This is a genomic window from Providencia alcalifaciens, assembly GCF_020271745.1.
GTDB lineage: Bacteria > Pseudomonadota > Gammaproteobacteria > Enterobacterales > Enterobacteriaceae > Providencia > Providencia alcalifaciens_B.
This window is the reverse complement of the sequence record NZ_CP084296.1, coordinates 3203742-3226487: the sequence shown is the minus strand read 5'-3', so window position 1 is coordinate 3226487 and position 22746 is coordinate 3203742. Positions and strand designations below refer to the sequence as shown.

The 22746-nt window shown below is 38.1% G+C and carries 26 protein-coding genes and 2 pseudogenes; 11 read left to right on the top strand and 17 right to left on the bottom strand.

What is annotated here, in order from left to right; genetic code table 11:
- Nucleotides 1–48 precede the first annotated feature (48 nt).
- The 5 genes from LDO51_RS14875 to sra all read right to left on the bottom strand — a co-directional run bounded on the left by LDO51_RS14875 (nucleotide 49) and on the right by sra (nucleotide 3320).
- Nucleotides 49–498: a universal stress protein gene (locus LDO51_RS14875; RefSeq protein ID WP_225575176.1), complete on the bottom strand. Its 450-nt coding sequence runs from the start codon at nucleotides 496–498 to the stop codon at nucleotides 49–51.
- A gap of 188 nt (nucleotides 499–686) precedes the next feature.
- The gene (locus tag LDO51_RS14870) at nucleotides 687–1025 is read right to left on the bottom strand and encodes a hypothetical protein (protein ID WP_225575175.1); all 339 of its coding nucleotides are present in this window, start codon (nucleotides 1023–1025) and stop codon (nucleotides 687–689) included.
- A gap of 117 nt (nucleotides 1026–1142) precedes the next feature.
- Complete coding sequence (locus LDO51_RS14865; protein WP_006660028.1) at nucleotides 1143–1571, bottom strand: universal stress protein; 429 nt, start codon at nucleotides 1569–1571, stop codon at nucleotides 1143–1145.
- A 484-nt stretch (nucleotides 1572–2055) separates the two neighbouring features.
- Complete coding sequence (locus LDO51_RS14860; protein ID WP_225575174.1) at nucleotides 2056–2835, bottom strand: YaeF family permuted papain-like enzyme; 780 nt, start codon at nucleotides 2833–2835, stop codon at nucleotides 2056–2058.
- A 266-nt stretch (nucleotides 2836–3101) separates the two neighbouring features.
- Nucleotides 3102–3320 carry a stationary-phase-induced ribosome-associated protein gene (sra, locus tag LDO51_RS14855; protein ID WP_225575173.1) on the bottom strand — a complete coding sequence of 73 codons (219 nt, stop codon included), beginning with the start codon at nucleotides 3318–3320 and terminating at the stop codon, nucleotides 3102–3104.
- Nucleotides 3321–3708: 388 nt separating this feature from the next.
- Here sra and LDO51_RS14850 point away from each other — a divergent pair, with 388 nt between their 5' ends.
- Together LDO51_RS14850 and LDO51_RS14845 are read left to right on the top strand one after the other, a co-directional pair.
- Complete coding sequence (locus LDO51_RS14850) at nucleotides 3709–4407, top strand: aspartate/glutamate racemase family protein (RefSeq protein WP_225575172.1); 699 nt, start codon at nucleotides 3709–3711, stop codon at nucleotides 4405–4407.
- 131 nt (nucleotides 4408–4538) lie between these two features.
- Nucleotides 4539–4775: a helix-turn-helix domain-containing protein gene (locus LDO51_RS14845; RefSeq protein ID WP_225575171.1), complete on the top strand. Its 237-nt coding sequence runs from the start codon at nucleotides 4539–4541 to the stop codon at nucleotides 4773–4775.
- A gap of 83 nt (nucleotides 4776–4858) precedes the next feature.
- Here LDO51_RS14845 and LDO51_RS14840 read toward each other — a convergent pair whose 3' ends face one another.
- The 3 genes from LDO51_RS14840 to LDO51_RS14830 form a co-directional block, all read right to left on the bottom strand.
- Nucleotides 4859–5002, bottom strand: coding sequence for a hypothetical protein (locus tag LDO51_RS14840; RefSeq protein WP_225575170.1), 144 nt, complete (start codon nucleotides 5000–5002; stop codon nucleotides 4859–4861).
- Nucleotides 5003–5133: 131 nt separating this feature from the next.
- The gene (locus LDO51_RS14835) at nucleotides 5134–5355 is read right to left on the bottom strand and encodes a DUF465 domain-containing protein (RefSeq protein ID WP_225575169.1); all 222 of its coding nucleotides are present in this window, start codon (nucleotides 5353–5355) and stop codon (nucleotides 5134–5136) included.
- 142 nt (nucleotides 5356–5497) lie between these two features.
- Nucleotides 5498–5947, bottom strand: a complete 450-nt coding sequence (locus tag LDO51_RS14830) for a carboxymuconolactone decarboxylase family protein (protein WP_225575168.1) — start codon at nucleotides 5945–5947, stop codon at nucleotides 5498–5500.
- A 320-nt stretch (nucleotides 5948–6267) separates the two neighbouring features.
- Here LDO51_RS14830 and ivy point away from each other — a divergent pair, with 320 nt between their 5' ends.
- On the top strand, nucleotides 6268–6714 hold the full coding sequence (gene ivy, locus LDO51_RS14825) for an Ivy family C-type lysozyme inhibitor (protein WP_225575167.1): 447 nt from the start codon (nucleotides 6268–6270) through the stop codon (nucleotides 6712–6714).
- A gap of 88 nt (nucleotides 6715–6802) precedes the next feature.
- Here ivy and LDO51_RS14820 read toward each other — a convergent pair whose 3' ends face one another.
- From LDO51_RS14820 to LDO51_RS14810, 3 genes and pseudogenes are all read right to left on the bottom strand, one after another.
- A complete protein-coding gene (locus LDO51_RS14820) occupies nucleotides 6803–7162 on the bottom strand; it encodes an MmcQ/YjbR family DNA-binding protein (RefSeq protein ID WP_225575166.1) in 360 nt (119 codons plus the stop codon).
- Nucleotides 7163–7246: 84 nt separating this feature from the next.
- Nucleotides 7247–7485, bottom strand: a pseudogene (locus LDO51_RS14815) (translesion error-prone DNA polymerase V subunit UmuC); the annotation flags it as partial.
- A gap of 110 nt (nucleotides 7486–7595) precedes the next feature.
- On the bottom strand, nucleotides 7596–8111 hold the full coding sequence (locus LDO51_RS14810) for a lipocalin family protein (RefSeq protein ID WP_225575165.1): 516 nt from the start codon (nucleotides 8109–8111) through the stop codon (nucleotides 7596–7598).
- Between the two features lie 487 nt (nucleotides 8112–8598).
- Between LDO51_RS14810 and LDO51_RS14805 the strand changes: the two genes are divergently transcribed.
- Both LDO51_RS14805 and LDO51_RS14800 read left to right on the top strand, forming a co-directional pair.
- Nucleotides 8599–8730, top strand: coding sequence for an entericidin A/B family lipoprotein (locus LDO51_RS14805; RefSeq protein ID WP_225575164.1), 132 nt, complete (start codon nucleotides 8599–8601; stop codon nucleotides 8728–8730).
- A 169-nt stretch (nucleotides 8731–8899) separates the two neighbouring features.
- Nucleotides 8900–9133 (top strand): DUF1161 domain-containing protein, encoded by a 234-nt coding sequence (locus LDO51_RS14800; protein WP_225575163.1) that lies wholly within the window; start codon nucleotides 8900–8902, stop codon nucleotides 9131–9133.
- 582 nt (nucleotides 9134–9715) lie between these two features.
- Here LDO51_RS14800 and LDO51_RS19460 read toward each other — a convergent pair.
- From LDO51_RS19460 to cspE, 4 genes are all read right to left on the bottom strand, one after another.
- Complete coding sequence (locus LDO51_RS19460; protein WP_263869905.1) at nucleotides 9716–9799, bottom strand: hypothetical protein; 84 nt, start codon at nucleotides 9797–9799, stop codon at nucleotides 9716–9718.
- A gap of 123 nt (nucleotides 9800–9922) precedes the next feature.
- Nucleotides 9923–10378 (bottom strand): Hsp20 family protein, encoded by a 456-nt coding sequence (locus tag LDO51_RS14790; protein WP_225575162.1) that lies wholly within the window; start codon nucleotides 10376–10378, stop codon nucleotides 9923–9925.
- Nucleotides 10379–10599: 221 nt separating this feature from the next.
- On the bottom strand, nucleotides 10600–10659 hold the full coding sequence (locus tag LDO51_RS19930; protein WP_423810983.1) for a hypothetical protein: 60 nt from the start codon (nucleotides 10657–10659) through the stop codon (nucleotides 10600–10602).
- Nucleotides 10660–10725: 66 nt separating this feature from the next.
- Nucleotides 10726–10938 (bottom strand): transcription antiterminator/RNA stability regulator CspE, encoded by a 213-nt coding sequence (gene cspE, locus LDO51_RS14785; protein ID WP_036954791.1) that lies wholly within the window; start codon nucleotides 10936–10938, stop codon nucleotides 10726–10728.
- A gap of 1023 nt (nucleotides 10939–11961) precedes the next feature.
- Between cspE and LDO51_RS14780 the strand changes: the two genes are divergently transcribed.
- The 5 genes and pseudogenes from LDO51_RS14780 (at nucleotide 11962) to ttcA (ending at nucleotide 18501) form a co-directional block, all read left to right on the top strand.
- Entirely contained in the window at nucleotides 11962–14880 is a 2919-nt protein-coding gene (locus tag LDO51_RS14780) for a xanthine dehydrogenase family protein molybdopterin-binding subunit (RefSeq protein ID WP_225575161.1), read from the top strand.
- The gene (locus LDO51_RS14775; protein ID WP_225575160.1) at nucleotides 14877–15443 is read left to right on the top strand and encodes a (2Fe-2S)-binding protein; all 567 of its coding nucleotides are present in this window, start codon (nucleotides 14877–14879) and stop codon (nucleotides 15441–15443) included. Before LDO51_RS14780 ends, LDO51_RS14775 begins: the two co-directional genes overlap by 4 nt.
- Before the next feature lie 11 nt (nucleotides 15444–15454).
- Nucleotides 15455–16774: a cytochrome c gene (locus LDO51_RS14770; RefSeq protein WP_225575159.1), complete on the top strand. Its 1320-nt coding sequence runs from the start codon at nucleotides 15455–15457 to the stop codon at nucleotides 16772–16774.
- 361 nt (nucleotides 16775–17135) lie between these two features.
- Nucleotides 17136–17273 (top strand): annotated as a pseudogene (locus LDO51_RS14765) (DUF3290 family protein); the annotation flags it as partial.
- A 313-nt stretch (nucleotides 17274–17586) separates the two neighbouring features.
- Nucleotides 17587–18501: a tRNA 2-thiocytidine(32) synthetase TtcA gene (ttcA, locus tag LDO51_RS14760; RefSeq protein WP_225575158.1), complete on the top strand. Its 915-nt coding sequence runs from the start codon at nucleotides 17587–17589 to the stop codon at nucleotides 18499–18501.
- A 267-nt stretch (nucleotides 18502–18768) separates the two neighbouring features.
- Here ttcA and zntB read toward each other — a convergent pair whose 3' ends face one another.
- Together zntB and LDO51_RS14750 are read right to left on the bottom strand one after the other, a co-directional pair.
- Entirely contained in the window at nucleotides 18769–19752 is a 984-nt protein-coding gene (gene zntB, locus LDO51_RS14755) for a zinc transporter ZntB (protein WP_225575157.1), read from the bottom strand.
- 360 nt (nucleotides 19753–20112) lie between these two features.
- Complete coding sequence (locus LDO51_RS14750) at nucleotides 20113–21735, bottom strand: peptide ABC transporter substrate-binding protein (RefSeq protein ID WP_225575156.1); 1623 nt, start codon at nucleotides 21733–21735, stop codon at nucleotides 20113–20115.
- Between the two features lie 460 nt (nucleotides 21736–22195).
- Here LDO51_RS14750 and tpx point away from each other — a divergent pair, with 460 nt between their 5' ends.
- Nucleotides 22196–22696: a thiol peroxidase gene (gene tpx / locus LDO51_RS14745; protein ID WP_225575155.1), complete on the top strand. Its 501-nt coding sequence runs from the start codon at nucleotides 22196–22198 to the stop codon at nucleotides 22694–22696.
- Nucleotides 22697–22746 lie beyond the last annotated feature (50 nt).

Below are 22746 nucleotides of genomic sequence, written 5' to 3'. Positions count from 1 at the left end.
TGACTCAGGTCTTTTTTATAAATCCCGTCGGTATATTAAACAATGAAACTATCTTACGACTAAAACGGATATTTTTGCATAAGAGACGATCCCTGAAGCATTCGAACCTAATAAATGAGTTGAAATACTTGGGTTGCGCGAGCCAACCACAATAAGGTCGGCATGAACTTTCTCAGCTTCCTCTAATACTTTTTCTCTTGGAGAACCAAACTCCACTTTATAAGAGATCCTATCTGCTGGGAAATCCATATCTTTCACAATGTGATTAACCAGCTCAACAAGCTGTTCTTCTGAACGCTCAATGGCCTTTTTCGTAAATGATGCAAGCAAATCATAATGATAACTATAACTCATCGAAAATCTTGAAACATCTGGTACTGAGTGAAATAGATGGATGTTAGCGTTATCCATTTTTGCTAAATGAATGGCTTGCTTTAACGCTTTATCGGTCAATGCATCTTCAGAAATATCAACGGGAACCAAAATAGTTTTATTCATATAAGCCCCTCTCAAGGATGTATCTCTCATTCAATTTATTCGTTTTTTGAATAGATGAGATAGCGGTTTAATGGTTATTTTTTGCCAAGAAAAGTATAGTCTGAATAAAATGAAAATGTCGTGAACTGGTTTACTAATCTGAAAATCAATTCAGTAAAATAACCACAACATTTGGCAACTTATTCAACCTAATCCTCTTCTAAATGCCACTTATGTAATATGCGATGAATAAACGGCGTGACGATTAAGCCAATACTAATAATGAATACACTTTGTAAAAATAAACCATAAATAGCGATAAAGAAGCGACCTGTTTGGGTGATCGGTGCAGGCTCAATCGCTTGGCCACTCAGCATTGATAATGCGTTTAGCATAGACTCCATTATCGAATGCCCTTCAATAAAATAAAAACCAATAATCCCAGGCAATAAGCCAATAAAAAACACTAATAACGCTAAAAAATAAAAACGCAGAACTCGCAAAGCAAAATGTTCCATGCGCATTAATTCTTTAGTAAATTTCTCCATAAAAATCCTACTCAGTCCGTACCGATATGCCAATTCAACAATGATCTTGTAAACGACATAAAAAAACCTATGCAACATTATGGGAACTTCATTGCATAGGTTTTAAAAAAGAATAAATTAACGAACAACCAGTACAGATGTTTCCGCGTAACGAACAATTCCTGCCGCAGTAGAACCTAACAAGTGAGTCGTAATATTTGGACGGCGAGAGCCAATCACAATAATATCAGCATTAATATCTTTTGCGGTATTAATCACTTCATCACGAGGTGAACCAAACGTGATAGTGTAACTGACATCATCATGAGGAAGATCAATCGAATCCATCAGCATTTTCATATCTTCTTCTGCTTTCACTGTCGCTCGGTCTTTAATTTCCATATAACCCAACGCATACGCATTGATAATTGCCGAAGAGATAGGCAATACGTGGATCAAATGAATTTTTGCGCCCGATTGTTTCGCTAAATTTACCGCATGACGAACCGCTTTGCTGGTCAACTCTTCTTCAGTGAGATCGATAGGGACCAAAATCGTTTTGTACATAAGCCCTCCTGATAAATTATCGAATAAACATTAACAATAAAATTATAATCAACTGTACGTAAATGTCTCTTATCTCAAAAGATAAATGAGATCTCCAGCTACAAATTCACAACATTATTTCTTTATCAGCACTTAAATTCACTTCATCACTCGGAGAAAAAGCAAAAAATGTTAAATATTTTTCGCCGGAATAAAATGAGATTTCAGTAAAAAAAAGCAATAAAGCTATTAACCAATTTGTTTTTTAAGCATTTTTTTGATTTTCGATGGAAAAAAAATTTTAATAGTTATATGAAAAAAGGGGTTGATTTCTTAAATGAGAATAGTTATCTTTTACTTCGTGAATAGTTGAGTAAATTACTTGGTCTTTTCACAACGACATTGCTCACATTGCTTCCAATTTAGCTGGCCAACTCATTTGAGTTGGCCTTTTTTTATTTCATGGCAAACAATATTTCATCAAAACTTCGCCTGCAATATCCCATCACTTATTGAGGATCGCCCCCCCAAAGCTCCAACTTTTTAAATGTCCAACATAGGTTAAACGCTCTGTCGGCATAAAGGTAGGCACATCCCCTGAACGCATATGCAAAATATCAGCAGGCGTAATCCATGATGAGTTCCCCTCAAATAACGGCACACCGGCATATTTATATGCATCTAGGACAAACTGTGAACAAAAGAAACCGTTGGCTTGTTCAATATCATCCCCTAATTGCACTGTAGCCAGTGTTTTAAGACAAAAATTACGGATAGTTTCTCCAATCAGTGGTAATTCGCAGACGCGTTTTGTCAGCATCCACGGCGCAATCATGATGATCCCTTTCATGTTGTATTTACCTCCGTCATTAGCAGTAGAAAACTCACGCAATTTTTCTGCATGAAATGACGTTAATAAATTATGCCGTAATACAACCATATTATTCGAATCCGTGATTGCTTGGTCGAGAGGAATAATTCTGACCCCACTCCCAACCGATTCAGCGACCTGGCCAAACCCTAAATAAATAGAAGCGTGACTCACTCCGCTCACGCTAAATAAGCGGATCCCCCACGAGTTCATCCCCGTAGCTGAAGACAAAAGAATATCTCCCGGCAGCATATCTGCCACCGTCAATGTTTCAACTGAATCCTTAATCGGAATTGTGTTAGCGTGCTGAATACTAAATTTCAGCTTATTTGAATCATCGTCAGTTTTAAATTGTGTTGAACAACCATTTATAAATAGAAAACAAAAAAATAGCATCCATTGACATAATTTCATCTACAAATATCCATTTTAGGTGTATTTATCATTATTCTCGTTCTCGATTTTATCGAGAGAATATGACTATCACACTATTTTATTTTCTTTAATAGATAGAAATTTAGTAGCGATCACAAAAATCGTTGAATGATCATGAACCATTCTAATGATAAAATACCACCAGATAATTCAAAAAAAGATATGACTATATGAAGAGAGCGTTTTATTATGACACATAAACCCTCTAGTCAATCTAGAGGGTCACATTTTATCCAGAAATTAACTTAGATATATTCTGGATAAAACACGCTGACAGAATGATAGGTTTTCTTTTCTGTGGCTTTATTTTTCTGTACCGCAACAAATGGCTTATCTTGCAGTTTTTCAGGTAAAGACCTAGCATTTTCCTTTGCAATCACAGAAACTTGAATATTACGCTTAGAACGACTTAATTTGAACGGCATCCCTAATAAACGACGAGCTTGGTTATTACTTACCATCATAAACTCCTTAACTAAAAAATTTAAATTCATAAACTGAACATCAAAAAATAGCCAGTGTAGGTCACTAGGTTTATTTTATTTCCACATTATCTAGAAAATAAAATAAGTAACTTTAGTAGTATAGCAGCAATTAAATATTATTTAATGAAGAATTCCTGAACAGTCTCAGCACGTTACCAATTAATTCATCAAAAAAAACAAAAAATAAAATTCTAATATTCTATTAATTAGAGAAATATAACTTCAATATTAAAACTAATAAGATAGATATCAGTTAAAAATAAGATCAACTTTATTTATATTATCGATAAAAACTGATATTAACAGATTGACTCCCTATAAATATGATCAGTATAGTAAGAAAAAAATACATATAAGGTACTTATCAATGAAGACGATTGGACTTATCGGGGGAATGAGCTGGGAATCCACCCAACTCTATTATCAGCAAATAAATGAAGGTATTAAGCAGAAACTTGGCGGGTTACATTCCGCTAAGATTATTTTATACAGCGTTGATTTTGCTGAAGTTGAACATTTTCAATCTCATGGTCAATGGGATCTTGCTGCTAACCATTTAGCGAAAGCAGGAATGAGCTTACAAGCTGCTGGCGCTGATTTTTTAGTTTTGTGTACAAATACGATGCACAAAGTTGCCCCCCAAATCGAAGAAAAATCCAACCTTCCTCTCCTTCACATTGCAGATGCAACAGGTGAACAAATAATACAATCAGGCATTAAAACTATTGGGTTGTTAGGTACTGCATTTACCATGGAGCAAGCTTTTTATAAAGATCGTCTGATTGATAAATTTAACTTAAGAGTAGTCACACCAAATGAGGCAGACAGAAAGATCGTTCACGATATTATCTATAATGAGCTGTGTTTAGGGGTTATCTCTGAGTCTTCACGAACTGAGTATCAACGCATTATGACATCACTTGTTGAACAAGGTGCCGAAGGTATTATTCTTGGATGTACTGAAATTACGTTGCTGGTAAATGAAGATGATACGTCCGTTCCCGTCTTTGATACCACCGCAATTCATGCGCAAAGTGCGATTAAATACGCACTAAAAAACCAATAATTGAGAGCTATCCTACATTAGGATAATTATTATAAAATTATCCTATCATCACCAAAATACAGATACTTCCCTATTAACGTTTAACATATCTATGTTATTTATTGTTCACCACTAATTTTAGGGCTGTACCGATGAACGAAATAAAACTTAACAACCTCTCTTTAGGTCAATTCATCAAAAAACAGCGTCTCGCTCGTCAAATGACTGTCACCGAGATAGCCCAAGCCATTTCAGTTTCAGAGCGCACATACTCCCGATATGAAGAAGGTTCCTCGTCTATATATGTTGCGCATCTTATTGCACTAAGCTTAGTATTAAATATTGAACTTCGAACACTGCTCGACGCTTATTTAAACCCAGAACAATAATATTTATACTATCCTCTTAGCATAAAGTCCCTAGCTTTCACTTTATGCTAATTATCGTTTATTGATGCATCTGTGAACGCCCATTAGGGTTGAATATAAAATGCACTCATCATAAATATTTCCGCTATTTTTCCACTATAAAGTAGATATTCCACAGGCGTTGCAATCATACTGATAGTGCCCATCATCGCTTCTGCAATCATTTCTATTGGGTTAAATACAGGCATATATTCTCCTTTTTAGACACACTATCTTAGCTAAGTAAATCCGCCTATAGGATTAAGTGCAAATTGCTTCTAATGAAATCAATAAAAAGCCCCACACTTGGCGAGGCTATACATTGTCGTAATCTACCGAATTAACTCAGTTCTGGTGGATTTTTAAGTATTTGATGTATTTCTTCTTTGAGGCGAAGTTTTTCTTTTTTTAACTCTATAACATCAGCGCCATACCCTCTTCTGTCTGGATGCTCCAGTCTAGCTATTTCATGATCGAGTTGATTATGCCTATTAAATAAAGCTCTAAAATCAGGATCTGACTGACGAAGTTGCGAGATTAAATCACGATACTCTGGGAACATAAGAAATTACTCCATTAGCTGATTAATACGCACGATCCAGTGTCACGTAGATTGAAAATGAAGTCACTTTACTTATTGTAAATATAGGACAAGTATCACTAATATTAACCTGCAATTCGACTAGGGAATAAGGCGGCTATAATTACGGCTTCACTTTGTAACGACTCGCGATAGCAATGCGATTAAAAGAACCAATGATGATAGATACCCATTCAATTAATGCCAATTGTTCATCGTTCCAGTATTCAGCCGCTTTTTCATAAACATCATTAGGTATATGCCCAGCATGAACCATATTGACTGACTCAGCCAACAAGAACGCTGCCTTTTCTTTTTCTGAAAAATAGTCAGCCTCTTCCCACACTGCGACCAAGGCGATTTTATCAATGCTCACATTATTTTTTTGAGCGTCTTGAGTATGAAGCCGCACACAAAAAGCACACCCATTAATCTGAGATATTCTCAATTTAAGTAGATGAATAAACCCTTCTTCCAATCCTAGTAATACTGCTTGCTGATCAATATGATTGCTAATCTCAATCAATTTGTTATACGCATCAGGAGAACTTTTAGATAATGACGCTCTGTTCATATACACTCCAAGTTATATTGCAATGAATATATATAACCAGTTTCAATAAAACTCATCTATCGATTTAGTGTTACTCAATCACTGGCTAAGCTTACCTTCAAATCGAGAAGAGCATAAACGCGAGATAGAACCTTTTTCACTAACCTGTATCAAAAATCCTTATCCATCTGCTCTGCTATTATGTGCCCCTGCCCCCCATAGATGGTTAGATTGGCTTCTATGTAACTTTTATTTAAATTCATGCCATATTGCTCTAAAATTTCATTTTCCAATATTCGTCACTAACCAGATAACCTTTAAACACGCAAAGGATTATTAACATGCTTAGAAAATTGACACTCATCGCAACCCTTTTCATCGCAGCCAATGCTCATGCTAGCAATGAGTTAACTATCAGTAAGTTAGCTAGTGATGCAAATACTAAAACAGCATTCCTTCACGTTGTAAAAAATAACGACCTCCCATCATGGATCTTAACTGGTGGTACTGAATCCCCATCAAAAACTGTAACTTTAAATGGTAATGAATACCAAGTAGCAACAGCGTGCAAACCTCACAATTGCCCAGCAGAGCGAATTGCGATTATGTACTCTAAAGAAAAAAATGTTATGGCCGGTGTATTCTCTTCAAATGATGAAAAGAACAATACTGAGGATTTACTCTGGTTTAATATCACCGATGACTTATCAATCGATGGGAAAACGGTTTTATTTGCAGCTCTTACGGGTAGCCTCGATAATCACCCTAATGACTTCAACTATAACTAATTAAAATTAAAGTGGTTATTTTCAAAAATAGCCCACCGATGCCAATAGAATGACGTTAAAATAGAAGCCCAAGGATGGGCCAGATTAATTACTTTGCCGTCAATTTGTAACTCTCATCAATCAACGCTTTAAGCTCATCTTCAGGAAATCCACTGTCCAACTTTATAGTAATCCAGTGCTCTTTATTCATGTGATATGCTGGATATACCCCTTCCTTTAACCTCAACGAACCCACTAATTCAGGAGGAGATTTGAGGTTTATAATATTTACCATCTCATCACTCTCGCTTTCGTATAATCTGTTTGATGAAATCGTCAGAATGGCAGCAAACCACTTTGCGTTATTTTTATGCCTATAAATGATGTAACTAGGAAACTTAGCCCATGGGTACTCAGCGACAGCACCATAATTACTCTGGATATACTCCATAAGTTCATTTTTGTTCATCTCACCATTCCACTAATAAGTTTCAGTTATGCTAACTTGGCGAGAATATAAATTGCAACAAACGAAAAAACGACCGGCGTTTCTTATGTCAGCGTATAACGCATAGTTCGAGCTAAAAATGTTAATGCTATTTTGCAGGTAATAGTTTCTTCTCTCATAGTCAAGCTCCCCTATTTTTACACCGAGTTTTTCTACTTCAGCGGAACGAGCAATTACACAGCCATCATTATTACTCAGAACAATTACTGGTTTCCTGCTAGGTCTGGCCTGAAAACTTTCTCACAGCTCGCACAAAACGAATTTACATCAACTAAGGCAAACATTACTGAGCCTTGTGAATAACAAAACCCGCGCTAGGCGGGTTATCTCTTGCAGTGATTACCTTTTTACTTTTCAATAAATTAATGTCGCAACAAATAATCGACTTGTTATCCTATTGAAATATCAATACTCTTTGTCTGTCAAAACCATTAACGCTAGCAAAGCTAAGGTATTCATCTAAACGTTCTGGCGGCATAGTTGGTGTACGCGATAATACCCATAAGTAATCTTTATTAGGCCCCACCACTAGTGAATACTGATAGTCGTCATCAAGCTTAATAATGTTATAGCCGCCGTAAAAAGGACCGAAAAAAGACACTTTCAAGGCACCTATATCCGTAGATTCAACAAAATAAGCCTTTCCTATACTCTCTTTCCATTTTTTCCCTTTTGAATCCCATCCTCTGTTGACTACCTTCACACCACCATCATTGCGTAGAGAATAGTTTGCAGAAACTTTACTTAGTCCCTTTTCAAATCGATTATCTATTCTAGCCACTTCATACCATTCACCAAGATAACGGGATACTTCAAAATGCTTAACAGGTGTGATGTCATCTGGCACTTTAACACTACACCCATTAAGTAACAGCATACTTACAAACATAAAAACCGACTTTATCTGCATTACAACCCCACAATAAATTGATCTATAAAATACTTTCGCATAAAAAAGTCCGAGGCGACTATCGTAATTTAGTATTTTGTAACTATAGAACCCTAGTATTTAAATAAAGTCATTGCCGCGTTAACTCAGATTACCCTAACCAGAGTGGTAAAGCGATTAATGATAATATTAAAAGAATACCGACTAACAAGCATTGAAAAACATTAAGCATACGGATAAATATCTCTTCTAATATCATAGAATGTACCCTTCATTGTTAATGTTGATTGATAGCGAAATGAGTGTTAGTACTTAAAGTATTAACACTAAAAATATAGCAGCGCATTTTCATTTGTCAGATATCAATGACCTTATGATTCAACATCAATGATAGAAGTTAATATTAATATGGTAGCTACATGCAAATGAAAATATCAATCAAGTTATTCTGCTATAATTAAAAATGATCTTTTGTAACTTATAACTTCACACCTAAAAGGAAGAAAATATGTTGAAAAAAATCAGTTTCCTCATTTGCTCATTAGCTGTTGTTTTCACATTAACTGCCTGTAACACCACTAAAGGTGTTGGTGAAGACATAGAGGCTGGAGGTAAGGCAATACAGAGAATAGCCCAGTAAAAACCTACATTTAACAGATTAATAAAACACTAGCGGGTTAGAGATAAAGATATCTTCTATTGTTTACTACTATCAATGGATAGCTTTAAATATTTAATTTAAGTATACTTATTAAGCTTTTTTAAAAGAATTTCTATTAACTGACTCCAGCTTATAAGGGATATTGCATATGAAAAGAAGAATAATTATTGCTACATTAATAACATTATTTATTCCAGCCATTGCGAGTGCTTCATGCGAAAGCGTTGTTGAAGAAATTACGCAAAAAATTATTAACAATGGCGTGTCTGAAGAGAGCTTTACCATTACCGTCGTTTCAAATGAAGAAGCAGCCTCACAACAAGGTACTGTTGTAGGTAACTGTTCTAATGAAACACAAAAAATTATTTATACAAAAAAATAATTCTCCCCAAAAGGGCTTATTGCAAAGCCCTTTCATTTCTCATTGCCAATTTAATAAGACGCAATCATCTTCCAGAAAATGGCCACCAACCACAAATTGATTTGTGTTAATTGCATTTGTAGAGTTCGCTGCCACTATCGCGATTGTAGTCAAGGCTGATCCGCCTTAAGTCAAATTTTTCGGCCCGCTATGGAGTGATATCTGTGCATTGGTGAAATTTTTATATTAATTGTTAGCACATTAACAATTTAAGCAAGTTGTTGCTCAATTTCCCATATTGCTTTCCTGTTAAAAATATACTTTACTATTGGATAAAATTTTCATTACATGAGAGAGCGATATCGATATATATGTATACTAACCCCATTACTCTCTTACTCATATTTATCCCTGCCCTTGCCTGCATCCTATTCATTATTATTCAAGATAAAAAACAACCAGATATAATGACACTTTTTTTAAAATTCTCTATCTACTTGTTAAGCACTCTGACTTTCATAAATTTAATTTTTTTTGCAAGAGCATTTACTAATTGGTATTAACGTAAACACTTCGTTCTAATGTCATCTTGCAAACCAAGTATCATTTGCTTGAACTTAGCGATTCGTTGTCTGAGTAGCCAATAATTGCGGATAACGGGGTCAGTAGGTCGGACAGTGATTGCATCATCCAAGCCGGTGGCGGTAACAATTTTGGCTTTTTACAGCTGGCTTTGATGTACTCTGCACTAACAAGTATTAGACGAAAAAAAAACCCGTCATTACTGACGGGTTAGAGAATACAGAAAAATTATTTTTTATCTTTATTTTCAATAGCTATAATTCGAGGTTTCTCTTCTTCCGGGATTTCATATTCAATATTTAATATTAACAAACCGCTTGATAATTCCGCACTTTCAATTTTTACATTCTTACCGAGATTAAATTCAAGAGAAAACTTATTTTGTGTTATCCCTTGATGGATCCATTTCTCTGAATCATTAACTAATTCAGTTGATTGCTCACCTTGTACATAAAGTTTCCCACCTTTTAAGGATACGCTTAAATCATCCTCCTTATAACCAGGAACACTGACAGTTAATTGATAATTTGATTCATTTATTTGTTTTAAATTATATGGATGCTCTGAGGTTAATGGTCGGTTACCAGTTAATTGGCTGAATAAACGATCCATTTGGTCAAACCTGCTAGAAAGCATATTATCAGATAATGCTGGAAATAATGAAAAAGATCTAATGTTAGACATAATTTCTCCTTCAATATCAAACTAACTACCTACCTATTACATAAGCACCATTAGCCATTCGCCCGTATGGATTAACTCTATCTTGGTGCATAACTTATATGGTATCGCTAGTGAAAATTTCAATCCAATGCTTACAATTCTTTACATTAAATATAAGCAAGCATAAAAAAACCCCGCCATAGCGAGGTTTTTAATAATAACCAATCCGATAACTAACACGTCTAAGCTTTCAGAGTACTTTTGCAAAAAATACATTTAGTACCGGAAGGGTTACTTTTGATTGCTTCAAAATGGTAGCGTCTGTATGAGGGCCTTTACAGCAAGGACATCTCATAAAGAGATCGTCCTTAAAGTGCGACCACATTAACAGCAGCAGGACCTTTTGCGCCATTTTCTACCGAAAAGCTGACTTTTTGCCCTTCGTTAAGGGTTTTGAAGCTATCGCTTTGGATTGCAGAAAAGTGAACAAACACATCTTTGCTTCCATCTTCAGGAGAAATAAAGCCAAAGCCTTTAGATTCGTTAAACCATTTTACTAAACCAGTCATTGTATTAGACATATTGAATTCCTTTGAATTTTTAATTGTTGCCACATGGCATATAGGTTTGATTTTTCTTGATACTTATGGAACTAATTAGAAGGAATTCACTACGAATGGATATCTATGGGATAACACTAAACGGGGGGAACTTTTCAAAACTTACTTTCATAAATAGGTCTGTACTTCCAAACCAGTGGAATTATTAAGCCACACAAACACAGGGATAGCAAATTTAATTTTCACTTTCACTGCAAAAGGGGGGTTTTATTTAGTGCGTCATACATTCATTATCAATAATTTCTTTAAAAAATTCATATGGATAGATAGCTTCTTATCAATCTAATTGTTTTTACAATCGTATTGATTGGATTAGGTTAACTGAGGTTACATATGAAAAAGCCCCATTCCAGACTTTTTATTACCATTGCCAACAGAATCATATACTCGAACCCTTTCCAAGCCACAGCTAGGTGAGTTTTTACATAGCCACCTTATATGAAATCAGTTATATACCAAATTGATTTATAGTAATAATTGGAATTCATATTAGTAACATTGCACTTTATTTACTAGCTTTATAAACCACAATTCTACACTCTAATAAAATAAACAAACAAAAAACCCAAAAATGTGAGTCTTTTAAGCTGCCGACGTTGCAGTCATTCTTATCACGATATCAGCATAATTATATGTCTTACATAATAAAATACATATTGATTTAATTATTCATTAATAAAAATTACTATCATTTAAATAGATTGCATTCTAATAAAACTCAGTTGTTTTATTCGAAACTGTCATATTAAGATGATCCCAGCAGTATTATTCACTTTCTTGTCTAAATCCCTTTACTCGTTCTTGATATATCAATACAGATACCCATACTATTCATGTAACTTACTGAGCTATCTGATATTAGCCATTAAATTGCGAAAAAATTAAATCGAAATAAAGCAATCTTATAATGCGTGACTAAAAAATATTTTATTTACTTCCTTTGCTCATAATAAAAACCCTAAAAATATAATCAGGGAGCACACTATGTCGGGTCATATTTCTAGACGTAACTTCATCAAACTAGGCACTATTGCGGGCATTGCAGTGATGGTGGGTAAACTCCCTTTTGCGATAGCAATGGAGCTCGATTCTGACTCTCCATCAACCGATTGGATAGGTCAAAATGGTAAAGCACGCTTTCGTTGGGATGGCGTTGAAAAGGTCACTGGCCGTAAAAATTTTGCTCGTGATTACCGCGCTAAAGACATCCCCGGCTGGCCTAAAAAACAAAGCTATGCCTTTATGTTAAAAGCAACAGAGGCAGATAAAACCTTTGAAGGCATTGATATTTCAATGTTAGGTCCAAATTTACAGCCTGATAAAGTTGTTTTACAAGAAGACCTTATCCGTGATGGCTTAAATATCCCTCAAGACACCAGTATGGGAAAAGGCTTCTATGGCACCAATATTTTAGTGCCCCTAGGGGATACTCCACCGATTATTGGCCACCCTGTTGCCATCTTGATTTATCATGATTTCGATAAATACAGCGCAGCGCAGCGGATGTTACGTTTTGCGACAAACACCGTAAAATATGGAACGGTGACTGGACCAAAACCACCCGCTAACTATGGTGCAGCGCGATACGTACGTATCGGTGGTGACACCCCACTTTCGCCTTCTATCTTTTCCCCTTATCAAGATTCAGGTATTAAAGGTGGGTTCGATGGCAATACACCTATTTGGCCACCTTATGACCCCAAACACGCCATTTCTATTCCACCAGTGATCCGTAAAGATCGTGGTGGTGGTTTTATTCAAGCCCTTCATCAAGCAGAAAAAAGCCCTGATAAACAAGAAAAAGCGATGGATTACGCACGGCAAATTGAACAAGAAATCGCAGCAGCTCGCCAGAATCCCGATAAGTTTGTGATTGAGCGCCATGGTTTTTCACAATCCATTGACCCTTGCGCAATGGAGCCTGATAACTGTAATACTTGGTATGACGCACAAACTAAAACACTGCATATTTTAACCGCAACACAGTCTCCTGCAGGAGTCGTCAACGCCGCAGCTGAGTTATCGAAGCACAACAAACATTTTTCTGTCGAGAACATTGTGTTATTAACCGGCTCTACCGTCGGTTATGGCTCAAAAGACTATTCGGTTTTTCCTTTCTACTCGATGGTCGCCAGTTTCTATGCTGATGGCTTACCTGTTCGCATGGCAAATGACCGCTATGAACAATTCCAAATGGGAATGAAACGCCACTCTATTGAGATGGATGTCACCATTATCGGTGATAAAAAAACGGGCAAATTTGATGTATTAAAAGGGACTTATAACTGTAATGGTGGAGGTCGTGAAAACCTCTCGGTTGCCGTATCACACGTTGCGGTACGGGGCGCCCAATCTATTTATTATTTCCCTAAATCTGACCTCACCGCTCTCGCCATGGCCACCCCGGCTGTCGAAGCTGGCTCAATGCGTGGCTTTGGTTCCTTACAGTCGATGGCAGTCACTGAATTGATGGTCGATGAAATCGCTCACAACCTCAATATTGACCCAATTGAACTGCGCCGCCGTAATGCCATATTAGAAGGTTATCCGAATACACAAGGTGGTGTAATAGCGGGAGACCCCCGCAATGTCGAAATGTTAAATCTTGCGGAAAAACACCCTATTTGGGTCAATCGTGAGAAAAATAAAATCGATTATGAAGCGAAAAACCCCGGTAAGTTATACGGCGTTGGCTTTGCGCAAGTGCAGCAAGTTTATGGTTCTAGCGGTGTTCCAACGATTCTTTCTCTTGAATTTGATGAGAATGGCAAGCTAACAATGCGCCATTGCATGCAAGAGATTGGTACCGGAGGCACAACCGCACAGCAAGTCATGGTGTGGCAAGCACTCAGCAAAGCCCCTGATGTCGTTGAATTTGGGGTAACTGAATTTGCAGAACTGCCACTCAAAACCAGTTGGGCAGATCAGAAAAAACAAGATGAACTGTCAAAAACTGATCCCTATTGGACACCTGCGCTGATCCCTGACATGAGTTCATCGAGCGGCGTTTATTACATTGGATTTGGTACACGCCAAGCGGGTCATTTTTTATTAGAAAATACCCTATGGCCCGCAGCCAAAAGCATTTGGAGTGAAGGCCCCGGCGGAGGTGCTTTCAATGGCTTAAATGTTGAATTTGCAGACATTCGTGTCGGGCCAGATGGTATTGGCGGCGGAGGAATGAAGCCCATTCCTTTTGATATTTTAGCCAAAAGAGCCCATGAGATGGGGCTCATCACCGGAGTCGCTGTTCACGGCTATTCAAGCTGGCAGTGGGCTCGCGCAGAGTTCGATATCCCAACTGTGGGCTTGAAAAATCTCCCTCTCGATGCAATATCCGTTCGTTATGGCGAGGGTGCTCCACAAGAACTGAAAAAGCAGATGACAACTGGCGGTTACCATTTTATTAAACGTAAAATTGCCTATTACCCACCAACACAACGCGCAAAAGCTGACCCAACTACGGTTACACCAGCTTCCTGCCTCGTCGAGCTCAACGTCAATACCATGACGGGTGAGGTCGATATCATGCGCCACCATATGATTATGGACCCCGGTACGATGATTGTCCCTGAATTGGTTTCAGGCCAAATTCAAGGGGGCACCGCGATGGGTATTGGCCACGCATTGATGGAAGAATTGCCACTGTATGAAGATGGGCCAGGTAATGGAACATGGAACTTTAATCGCTATGTTCTGCCACGCGCAAAAGATGTTGCTGTTTGGCAACAAACCATTGATTACTTACCTCCCCTATCAGAAACTTCGCCACCAAAAGGTATGGCAGAACTGGGAATGATCCCTATCTTACCTGCGACGAGTAACGCATTAACCCATGCGACAGGTAAGCGTTTCTATGAATTTCCTATCACGGTAGATAAAATTAAAAAGGCACTCTCATGAAAATCAACAATGCCGTTCCGATTATTGAGCGCAAGCCACTAACACTGACCATTAACGGCCAGAAAATTGGTCCTATTGACGTCCCTGTTGGGATGCCAATGATTGAGTTTTTACATGAATACCTTGACCTCACAGGCACCCACTTTGGTTGCGGGCAAGGGATCTGCCATGCTTGCACCATTATGGAAATTCAGCCCGATGGCTCAACGGTTGAAAGCCGTACCTGTATCTTTGGTGCCCATTATTTCAACAATAAAAATATTGTTACCATCGAAGGGCAAGCCAAACTGGATGAACAAGGCAAAGTCGTTGAATTAACGCCAATTCAACAAGCTTTTATCGAAAACTTTTCGTTCCAGTGTGGCTATTGCGCCCCCGGTTTCGTCACGGGTGCGACGGTATTTCTTGATAAACTGAAGAAAAACCCAGTGAAACGAGACCAACTCGAATATGCGATTGAAGAAGCTCTCAATGAGCATATTTGCCGTTGTACAGGCTATGTTCGCTATTATGAAGCTGTGAGGAAAGTCGCTCTCGACACTCCTGGCTGCGTGATCGACTAGGGAGAAACCTCATGGCTAAATCCAGCTCTCTACGTAAAAGCATTTATATTATTATCTTATTATTCATCATATTAATGCTTGCGATCCTATTTGGTGCTTTTCGTACCTCCAGTATCGGTCCTGATTTAGATAAACCGCTGACTTCAGAAGAAGTCGCCAAATTGCTGCCAAGAGGGCAAGAATTGGCAACTGCTGGAGATTGCTTTGGTTGTCACTCATTACCTGAAGGACCATTGGCGGCGGGTGGGCGTGCTATCGGAACCCCTTTTGGTACCATTTATTCCACAAATATCACACCTGATAAGCAATTTGGTATCGGTAACTATACCCGTGCTGATTTCCATCGTGCTTTGAAAGACGGAATTGGCAAAGAAAGAGGCAATCTCTACCCTGCCATGCCGTTTGTATTTACCCATATGACGACATCGGATGATATTGATGCCCTGTATGCTTATGTGATGTCACTTCCGCCAATCAATGTACCAAACAAAGAAAATACAGGTGTATTTGTCCTACCCGTTCGCCCATTTATGAACTTCTGGACTTTGCTCAATTTCCCTAAACAAAATGCGCCTCATGACCCACAACGTTCTGCCGAATGGAACCGAGGTGCTTATATTGTTGAAGGTCTAGCGCACTGTGGCGCTTGTCACTCACCACGTAATTTAATGATGGGTGTCGAGTTTTCACGGTCACTTCAAGGGGGTGAAGAAGCCGGTTTAGCGATCCCTGATATTACAGCCGAAGCGCTTTCCAAACATGGGTACGATACCGCCTCTTTGCGCCAATTCCTGCTTACAGGGAATGCTCCGCAAGGTTCTGCATTTGCAGATATGAGTACAGTGACTCATTTTTCTACTAGTCAGATGAATAAAAGCGATGTTGATGACATGGCAATTTATTTGATGACGGATAAACAAGGAAAAATACTTGGGGCCAAAGCTCCGCCTGCTCCATTGCCCGAGGCAAACTCACCAGACGTGGGTGATGTCAGCCAAATCATGGAAACAGGTCGCTTAATGTATATGTCTACCTGCGCAGGCTGCCACGGGATCACTGGAGAAGGTGTACCTAATGGCATTCCCGCGTTAAAAGGTAACGCCATCTTAGCTATGGATAGCCCCGAAACCTTTATCAGTGTCGTGTTAACGGGTATTCCAACCACCACTTTCCCTAATGGGCAGCGTATGTATGCTATGCCAAGCTTTGCCGATGATTTAACGCCACAAGAAATGGCAGATTTAATATCATGGGCGCGTGCCGAATGGGGAGGACAAGGTAAACCTGTCACCGCCGAACAAGTTGAAAAACTGAAAAAGGCGGCTCAGTAATCATTCGTCGCTTCTCTTCAAATCACTTATTTATTGAAGGGAAGCGACATTATTATTTTCATTACGATATGTGAGTAAAATCCCCATTAATATTATTATCTAAACGCCTATCTTGAGTTAATCTCACATGCAGGTTTTCGAAATGCTCTCTTTGATAAATACTGAAACCATCGACAATGTTTAACTTCAGCATAAAAATCAATGACAGATCTTGGGTAATGACTGACAACTCAAAATTAGATTTTAATATCAGAGCTAAAGTGCTAATAAGTCACTATAATAAAGATGAATATCGTGAACAATCAGGAATGATTTGTATATGAATTTTTATGGAATAGATTATTTATAATCGCAGTCTAATATAAATGATTATTTTAAATGCATAATTATTTTTGGCATTTTATTTTCTTTAATCGTTTTTTTCATCCTATATATGCGTCATCGCCTACAAACTAAATATCGGGATTTAACGATTATCGCCTTCCTATTCTTACTCTTCACTCACGCCTGTTTTAGTGATAATTCAGGATATTATCCTACTTAACTGACCTTCAAATCGATAAGAGTATGACCATGAGATAGAACCTTTTTCACTAACCTGTATCAAAAATCCTCATCCATCTGCTATCATGTGCCCCTGAAAACTTCACCCCCATAAATGAGCTTCTGTTTTTTATCTGTTTCGTAAATGCCTTTATGCATCGTGGCTTTGTCTCTATAGGCCTTAGTCTGAAAAGCAATAACAGAAAAAACAAAATTTCTTTTATTTTTTATAAAGTTAAATACTCAGCGACAACACAGAATAGTACAGAATGAATACACAGAAAGAACAATACAACTTAAACAAACTCCAAAAAAGAATCCGCCGTGATGTTGGGCAAGCCATCGCCGATTTTAATATGATCGAAGAAGGCGACCGTATCATGGTCTGCCTGTCTGGGGGGAAAGATAGCTATACCCTGCTGTCTATTTTGCAAAGCCTGCAAAAAAGTGCCCCAATTTCATTCTCTTTGGTCGCTGTTAACTTAGACCAAAAACAACCAGGCTTCCCTGAACACATTTTGCCAGCTTACTTAGACGAACTCGGTGTTGAGTATAAAATTGTCGAAGAAAACACTTATGGCATCGTAAAAGAAAAAATTCCTGAAGGGAAAACTACCTGTTCCCTGTGCTCTCGTTTACGTCGCGGCATCTTATATCGTACCGCGACAGAGTTAGGCGCGACCAAAATTGCACTCGGTCATCACCGTGACGATATTTTACAGACCCTGTTTTTAAACATGTTCTACGGCGGTAAATTAAAAGGCATGCCACCAAAATTGATGAGTGACGATGGTAAGCACATTGTTATCCGCCCTCTCGCCTATTGCCGCGAAAAAGATATTGAGCGTTTTGCTGAAGCAAAAGGATTCCCTATCATCCCTTGTAACTTGTGTGGATCTCAGCCTAATTTACAGCGCCAAGTCATTAAAGAGATGCTGCGTGATTGGGATAAGCGTTACCCTGGGCGTATTGAAACCATGTTTAGAGCAACTCAGAACGTCGTATCATCTCACTTATGTGATACTGAACTATTTGATTTTAAAAATATTTCACATGGCGATGCAGTGATCAACGGTGGCGATATGGCTTTTGACCGCGAAGAATTGCCTGCTCAGCCAATGGTTGATGAAGATGATCAGCCAGACTACAGTGCTGACCGCTTAGATGTGATTGAAGTTAAGTAAGATAATAAAAATTGATCCGCTACCTCTGGGTAAACTCAGGGGTGGCATCAGATTTTATGCAAAAAAAAGCCGATGTAAAATACATCGGCATTACAGTGGTCAATTATTCTGTATAAGAACTCAATATGAGAAAAACTACAATTATGGAGCACAACGTTCATCGCTCAACGTTGCATTCACCTGCGGGAGTAATATTGCCTTAAAACCCTATACCCTTTATTGATTTATCTCAAACTAGCACCCATTATCCAGAACAATTCACCTTTCTTATAGCCATCGACTTCTTTTTAACCACCAAAATACCGTAGCGATTAAGCAGGCAAGTAATAAACAGAACGCACTAAAGGCAAACTTGAATTCATTTCCAGGGATACCCCCTAAGTTCACACCAAATAAACCGGTTAAAAATGTGGTTGGTAAAAATATCATCGCCATTAATGACATGGTATAGATTCGGCGATTCATCATTTCCGTCATCATATTTGTAATTTCATCAGACATAATGGCAGTACGAGCAATAAAACCATCTAAATCTTCAATACAACGCCCTAATCTATCTGAAATCTCTTGTAAACGACGTCTATCGTTATCATCTAGCCATAATAATCTTTCAGCGGTTAATCGAGAAAACATATCCCGCTGCGGTGCCATATAACGGCGCACGACAATAATCTGTTTACGCAGTAACGCTAATTCCCCGCGTTCAGGAATTTCGCCATGTAATATCACATCTTCCATTTCAATAAGACGTTCATGAAGAGAATCGGTGAAATCACTAATTTCATCAGTCATTGCATCCGTGACATCGGCAAGCCATTCACCAGTACTCTGTGCACCGACGCCTTCTTTAAGATCATCAATGACAGAATCCAATGAGTGAACGCGACGGTGACGGCATGAAACAATCAAACGGCTATTCATAAAAATACGAAATGCCACCAATTGTTCTGGGCGCTGGCCTGCAGTGTTATTCAGGGTTTGTAATGTTAGCAGAACGCCATCACCAATACGCACCATCCGCATACGATTCATTTTGCCCGTCAGTGACGATTTCACTTGGTCATTAAACAAATCAGTCTGTTGGATCCAGCTAGACGTTTCTTTATTTTTATAATCGTAATGCAGCCAAAATGGAGATTGTTGTGTTGCAGTGGCATTTAAATCAATAGGAAGAACACCGCCATCTCCATCTAACTGAAAGGCATGAACGGGGTTAGAGTGTTGAAATTGCGATCCATAGGTCGACGCCATGCAATTATCTCCTTAATTTGAAAAGTAAGGTATTTTTAGTTGATCAAAGGGAATATTGCAATAATTTCAATAACAAAATCAAAACACAAAGTTTAAGTCGGTGTTAAGCAAAGGAAAATAAAAGCATAAAAGTAAGATGTTATGCACGATTTATAGCCCAATGAAATTTCTTAATTTTTGCCAGAGTGCTCCCATTTGATTGACACAAATTAGCAATAAAACAGCAAAGTTTTTCCTTATTATTAGCCCTGTAGTGTTTATTCCTTTTTGGTCCTCCTTCTGACTCTCCAGTGGAAGGAGTTTTTTTTATTTTGGACCTCAAAAATTTAGCCAGCACCCTGTACTGGCTAAACATTATTCTTAATGCTTAATCATATAGAAGCTATGGCTGTATGCCACATCCTCTGGATTTTCGATCGGATAACCTTTTAACCACGGTTTAATCAAACGCGCATTCGTATATTGATAGATTGGCGCAATTGGTGCTTCTTTTGCAATAATGGCTTCGGCTTGGTTGTAATACACATTACGCTGAGCATCATTCGTTTCAATGCTGGCTGAAGTCATTAATGCGTCATATTGCGGATTATTAAACTTAGGAATATTGCCACTATGTTGAGAAGTTAGCAGTGATAAGAATGTAGATGGCTCATTAAAATCACCAATCCAAGAAGCACGGATCACATCAAAATTTCCGGTGTTACGGCTATCAATATAGGTTTTCCACTCTTGGTTGACTAATTTAACTTGTACCCCAAGTTTTTTCTTCCACATAGAAGCAATCGCGATGGCAATTTTTTGATGGTTTTCCGAGCTGTTATACAACAACGTCAATTCCAAAGGATGCGCTTCACTGTAGCCTGCTTGCTTCAATAACGTTTTGGCTTGTTGATCTAACTCTTTTTGTTTATGAGTCTGATATAGCCCTTTTTGCGGCTTAAAACCTGCCGTCACATCGGGTGTAAAATAATTAGCGGGTTTTTCCCCTGTCCCTAAGACTTTGCTAGCAATCAATTGGCGGTCAATTGCCATTGATAATGCCTGACGAACCCTGACATCATTGGTTGGCGCGCGCTGGGTATTAAATGCGTAGTAATAGGTACCTAGTTGATCCGGCGTAAAAACTTCGTTCGGAATATCTTGTAATAATTTTTGATAGCGCTGCTTTGGAAAGGATTCCGTAATATCTAAATCCCCTGCCAAATAGCGGTTAGTCGCATGAGACTCTTGGTTGATGGGAACAAAAGTCACTTTGGTGATCACCGTATTTTTATGATCCCAATAGTACGGATTTGGTGTTAACACGATTTTTTCATTCACAACGCGATCATTAAGTTTAAACGCACCGTTTCCAACCAAATTGCCGACTTTAATCCAATCTGCACCATATTGTTCGATGGTTCCGCGATGAACTGGAAATAAGCTGAAGTTTGCGGTTAATGATGGGAAATAAGGGACTGGTTTATTTAACACAATTTTCAATGTGTATTTATCGACAGCTTCCACCCCTAACTGTTCTGGTGGCAACTTACCATCGATAATATCCTGCGCATTATCAATTCCCGCTAATGCGGCAAACCAAGCAAATGGCGAAGTATTGACTGGCGTGACTAAACGACGCCAACTGTAAACGAAATCGTCGGCGGTAACAGGTTCACCATTCGACCATGCCGCTTCAGGGCGTAACTGAAAAATCCAAGTACGATTATCATCGGTGTGCCAATTTAGTGCGGCACCCGGTACTGGCTTTCCATGATTATCTTGATTAACTAAGCCTTCAAACAAATCACGCATCACTTGAGCTTCAGTCAGCCCAACAGATTTTATCGGATCTAACGATGCTGGCTCATCTTTCAGATGGCGCACAACCTCTTGATTTTCAGCTAAAACAGTACCAGCAGGAACCGTAGCGCTGATAACCGGTGTAGAAAGGAAAAGTGATGAAATGAATACAGCTAAAGAGGTCAATGAACGTTTATGCATATTATTATTTCTATCTATTAATAAAAAGAAGATCGCTCAGCGTTATACGCTAAGCTTTGATGAATTAACCCATTACAAACTGCTAAATCGACATTTGACAAGCCAAAGCATTAACTGCGATAACCGAATAATCCATTGACTTGATTATCAGTTTAAAACTAGCGTTCACTTCATCATATAACAAGTAAAACACGGCACAAAGCGCTCTTTTTATCGTGTTGAATATGGTATTTTAGAATGATACATAATAAAAAACATAAACTCTTAATAGAGCTTATTACTTGTATAATACCGCGTAACCTTCTTACTTATCACGCTGAGAAGGTAACAATGCAATTCGGTCAATAATAGTATTTAAAAGCAGAAAGTTTGGAATGTGAAATTACATAATGATTTGATTTTTAAAATTATTTAATATTTTTACCTTCTGTAACTCAACCTATAAACGGGAGAAAAACGAATGTCTCAGACAGTAAAACTCAAAGGCAATAGCATTTCACTTGCAGGTACTTTTTTACAAGTGGGTTCACAAGCTAAACCTTTCACTTTAGTTGCTAAAGATTTAAGTGAAGCAACCTTAGAAACTTACCAAGGTAAGCGCAAAGTTTTGAATATTTTCCCAAGTGTAGATACCGGTGTTTGCGCTGCTTCTGTGCGTAAATTCAATCAATTAGCCAACGGTTTAGACAATACTGTTGTGTTATGTATCTCTGCTGACCTACCTTTTGCTCAAGCGCGTTTTTGTGGTGCTGAAGGCTTAGATAATGTGGTGACATTATCTTCATTCCGTAGTGATTTTGCCCAAGATTACGGCGTTGCCATGATCACAGGTCCATTAAAAGGTTTAACAGCTCGTTCTGTCGTGGTATTAGATGAGAACGACAAAGTGATTTACAGCCAATTAGTATCTGAAATTACTGAAGAACCTGATTATGACAATGCGCTAAATAGCCTGAAATAATCTTATTTTATGATAAACCACAATCGCCGATACTTTCGGTGATTGTGGCC

What these genes read in the sequence shown, in the direction of transcription:
- LDO51_RS14845 (WP_225575171.1), top strand. Translation starts at nt 4,539, where the DNA reads ATGAACGAAATAAAACTTAACAACCTCTCTTTAGGTCAATTCATCAAA.
- LDO51_RS14860 (WP_225575174.1), bottom strand. Translation starts at nt 2,835, where the DNA reads ATGAAATTATGTCAATGGATGCTATTTTTTTGTTTTCTATTTATAAAT.
- sra (WP_225575173.1), bottom strand. Translation starts at nt 3,320, where the DNA reads ATGATGGTAAGTAATAACCAAGCTCGTCGTTTATTAGGGATGCCGTTC.
- LDO51_RS19460 (WP_263869905.1), bottom strand. Translation starts at nt 9,799, where the DNA reads ATGCAATCACTGTCCGACCTACTGACCCCGTTATCCGCAATTATTGGC.
- LDO51_RS14790 (WP_225575162.1), bottom strand. Translation starts at nt 10,378, where the DNA reads ATGTCTAACATTAGATCTTTTTCATTATTTCCAGCATTATCTGATAAT.
- LDO51_RS14835 (WP_225575169.1), bottom strand. Translation starts at nt 5,355, where the DNA reads ATGTTCCCAGAGTATCGTGATTTAATCTCGCAACTTCGTCAGTCAGAT.
- LDO51_RS14750 (WP_225575156.1), bottom strand. Translation starts at nt 21,735, where the DNA reads ATGCATAAACGTTCATTGACCTCTTTAGCTGTATTCATTTCATCACTT.
- LDO51_RS14820 (WP_225575166.1), bottom strand. Translation starts at nt 7,162, where the DNA reads ATGAACAAAAATGAACTTATGGAGTATATCCAGAGTAATTATGGTGCT.
- ttcA (WP_225575158.1), top strand. Translation starts at nt 17,587, where the DNA reads ATGAATACACAGAAAGAACAATACAACTTAAACAAACTCCAAAAAAGA.
- ivy (WP_225575167.1), top strand. Translation starts at nt 6,268, where the DNA reads ATGCTTAGAAAATTGACACTCATCGCAACCCTTTTCATCGCAGCCAAT.
- tpx (WP_225575155.1), top strand. Translation starts at nt 22,196, where the DNA reads ATGTCTCAGACAGTAAAACTCAAAGGCAATAGCATTTCACTTGCAGGT.
- LDO51_RS14810 (WP_225575165.1), bottom strand. Translation starts at nt 8,111, where the DNA reads ATGCAGATAAAGTCGGTTTTTATGTTTGTAAGTATGCTGTTACTTAAT.
- LDO51_RS14840 (WP_225575170.1), bottom strand. Translation starts at nt 5,002, where the DNA reads ATGCCTGTATTTAACCCAATAGAAATGATTGCAGAAGCGATGATGGGC.
- cspE (WP_036954791.1), bottom strand. Translation starts at nt 10,938, where the DNA reads ATGTCTAATACAATGACTGGTTTAGTAAAATGGTTTAACGAATCTAAA.
- LDO51_RS14830 (WP_225575168.1), bottom strand. Translation starts at nt 5,947, where the DNA reads ATGAACAGAGCGTCATTATCTAAAAGTTCTCCTGATGCGTATAACAAA.
- LDO51_RS14800 (WP_225575163.1), top strand. Translation starts at nt 8,900, where the DNA reads ATGAAAAGAAGAATAATTATTGCTACATTAATAACATTATTTATTCCA.
- zntB (WP_225575157.1), bottom strand. Translation starts at nt 19,752, where the DNA reads ATGGCGTCGACCTATGGATCGCAATTTCAACACTCTAACCCCGTTCAT.
- LDO51_RS14875 (WP_225575176.1), bottom strand. Translation starts at nt 498, where the DNA reads ATGAATAAAACTATTTTGGTTCCCGTTGATATTTCTGAAGATGCATTG.
- LDO51_RS14775 (WP_225575160.1), top strand. Translation starts at nt 14,877, where the DNA reads ATGAAAATCAACAATGCCGTTCCGATTATTGAGCGCAAGCCACTAACA.
- LDO51_RS14770 (WP_225575159.1), top strand. Translation starts at nt 15,455, where the DNA reads ATGGCTAAATCCAGCTCTCTACGTAAAAGCATTTATATTATTATCTTA.
- LDO51_RS14870 (WP_225575175.1), bottom strand. Translation starts at nt 1,025, where the DNA reads ATGGAGAAATTTACTAAAGAATTAATGCGCATGGAACATTTTGCTTTG.
- LDO51_RS14780 (WP_225575161.1), top strand. Translation starts at nt 11,962, where the DNA reads ATGTCGGGTCATATTTCTAGACGTAACTTCATCAAACTAGGCACTATT.
- LDO51_RS14805 (WP_225575164.1), top strand. Translation starts at nt 8,599, where the DNA reads ATGTTGAAAAAAATCAGTTTCCTCATTTGCTCATTAGCTGTTGTTTTC.
- LDO51_RS14850 (WP_225575172.1), top strand. Translation starts at nt 3,709, where the DNA reads ATGAAGACGATTGGACTTATCGGGGGAATGAGCTGGGAATCCACCCAA.
- LDO51_RS14865 (WP_006660028.1), bottom strand. Translation starts at nt 1,571, where the DNA reads ATGTACAAAACGATTTTGGTCCCTATCGATCTCACTGAAGAAGAGTTG.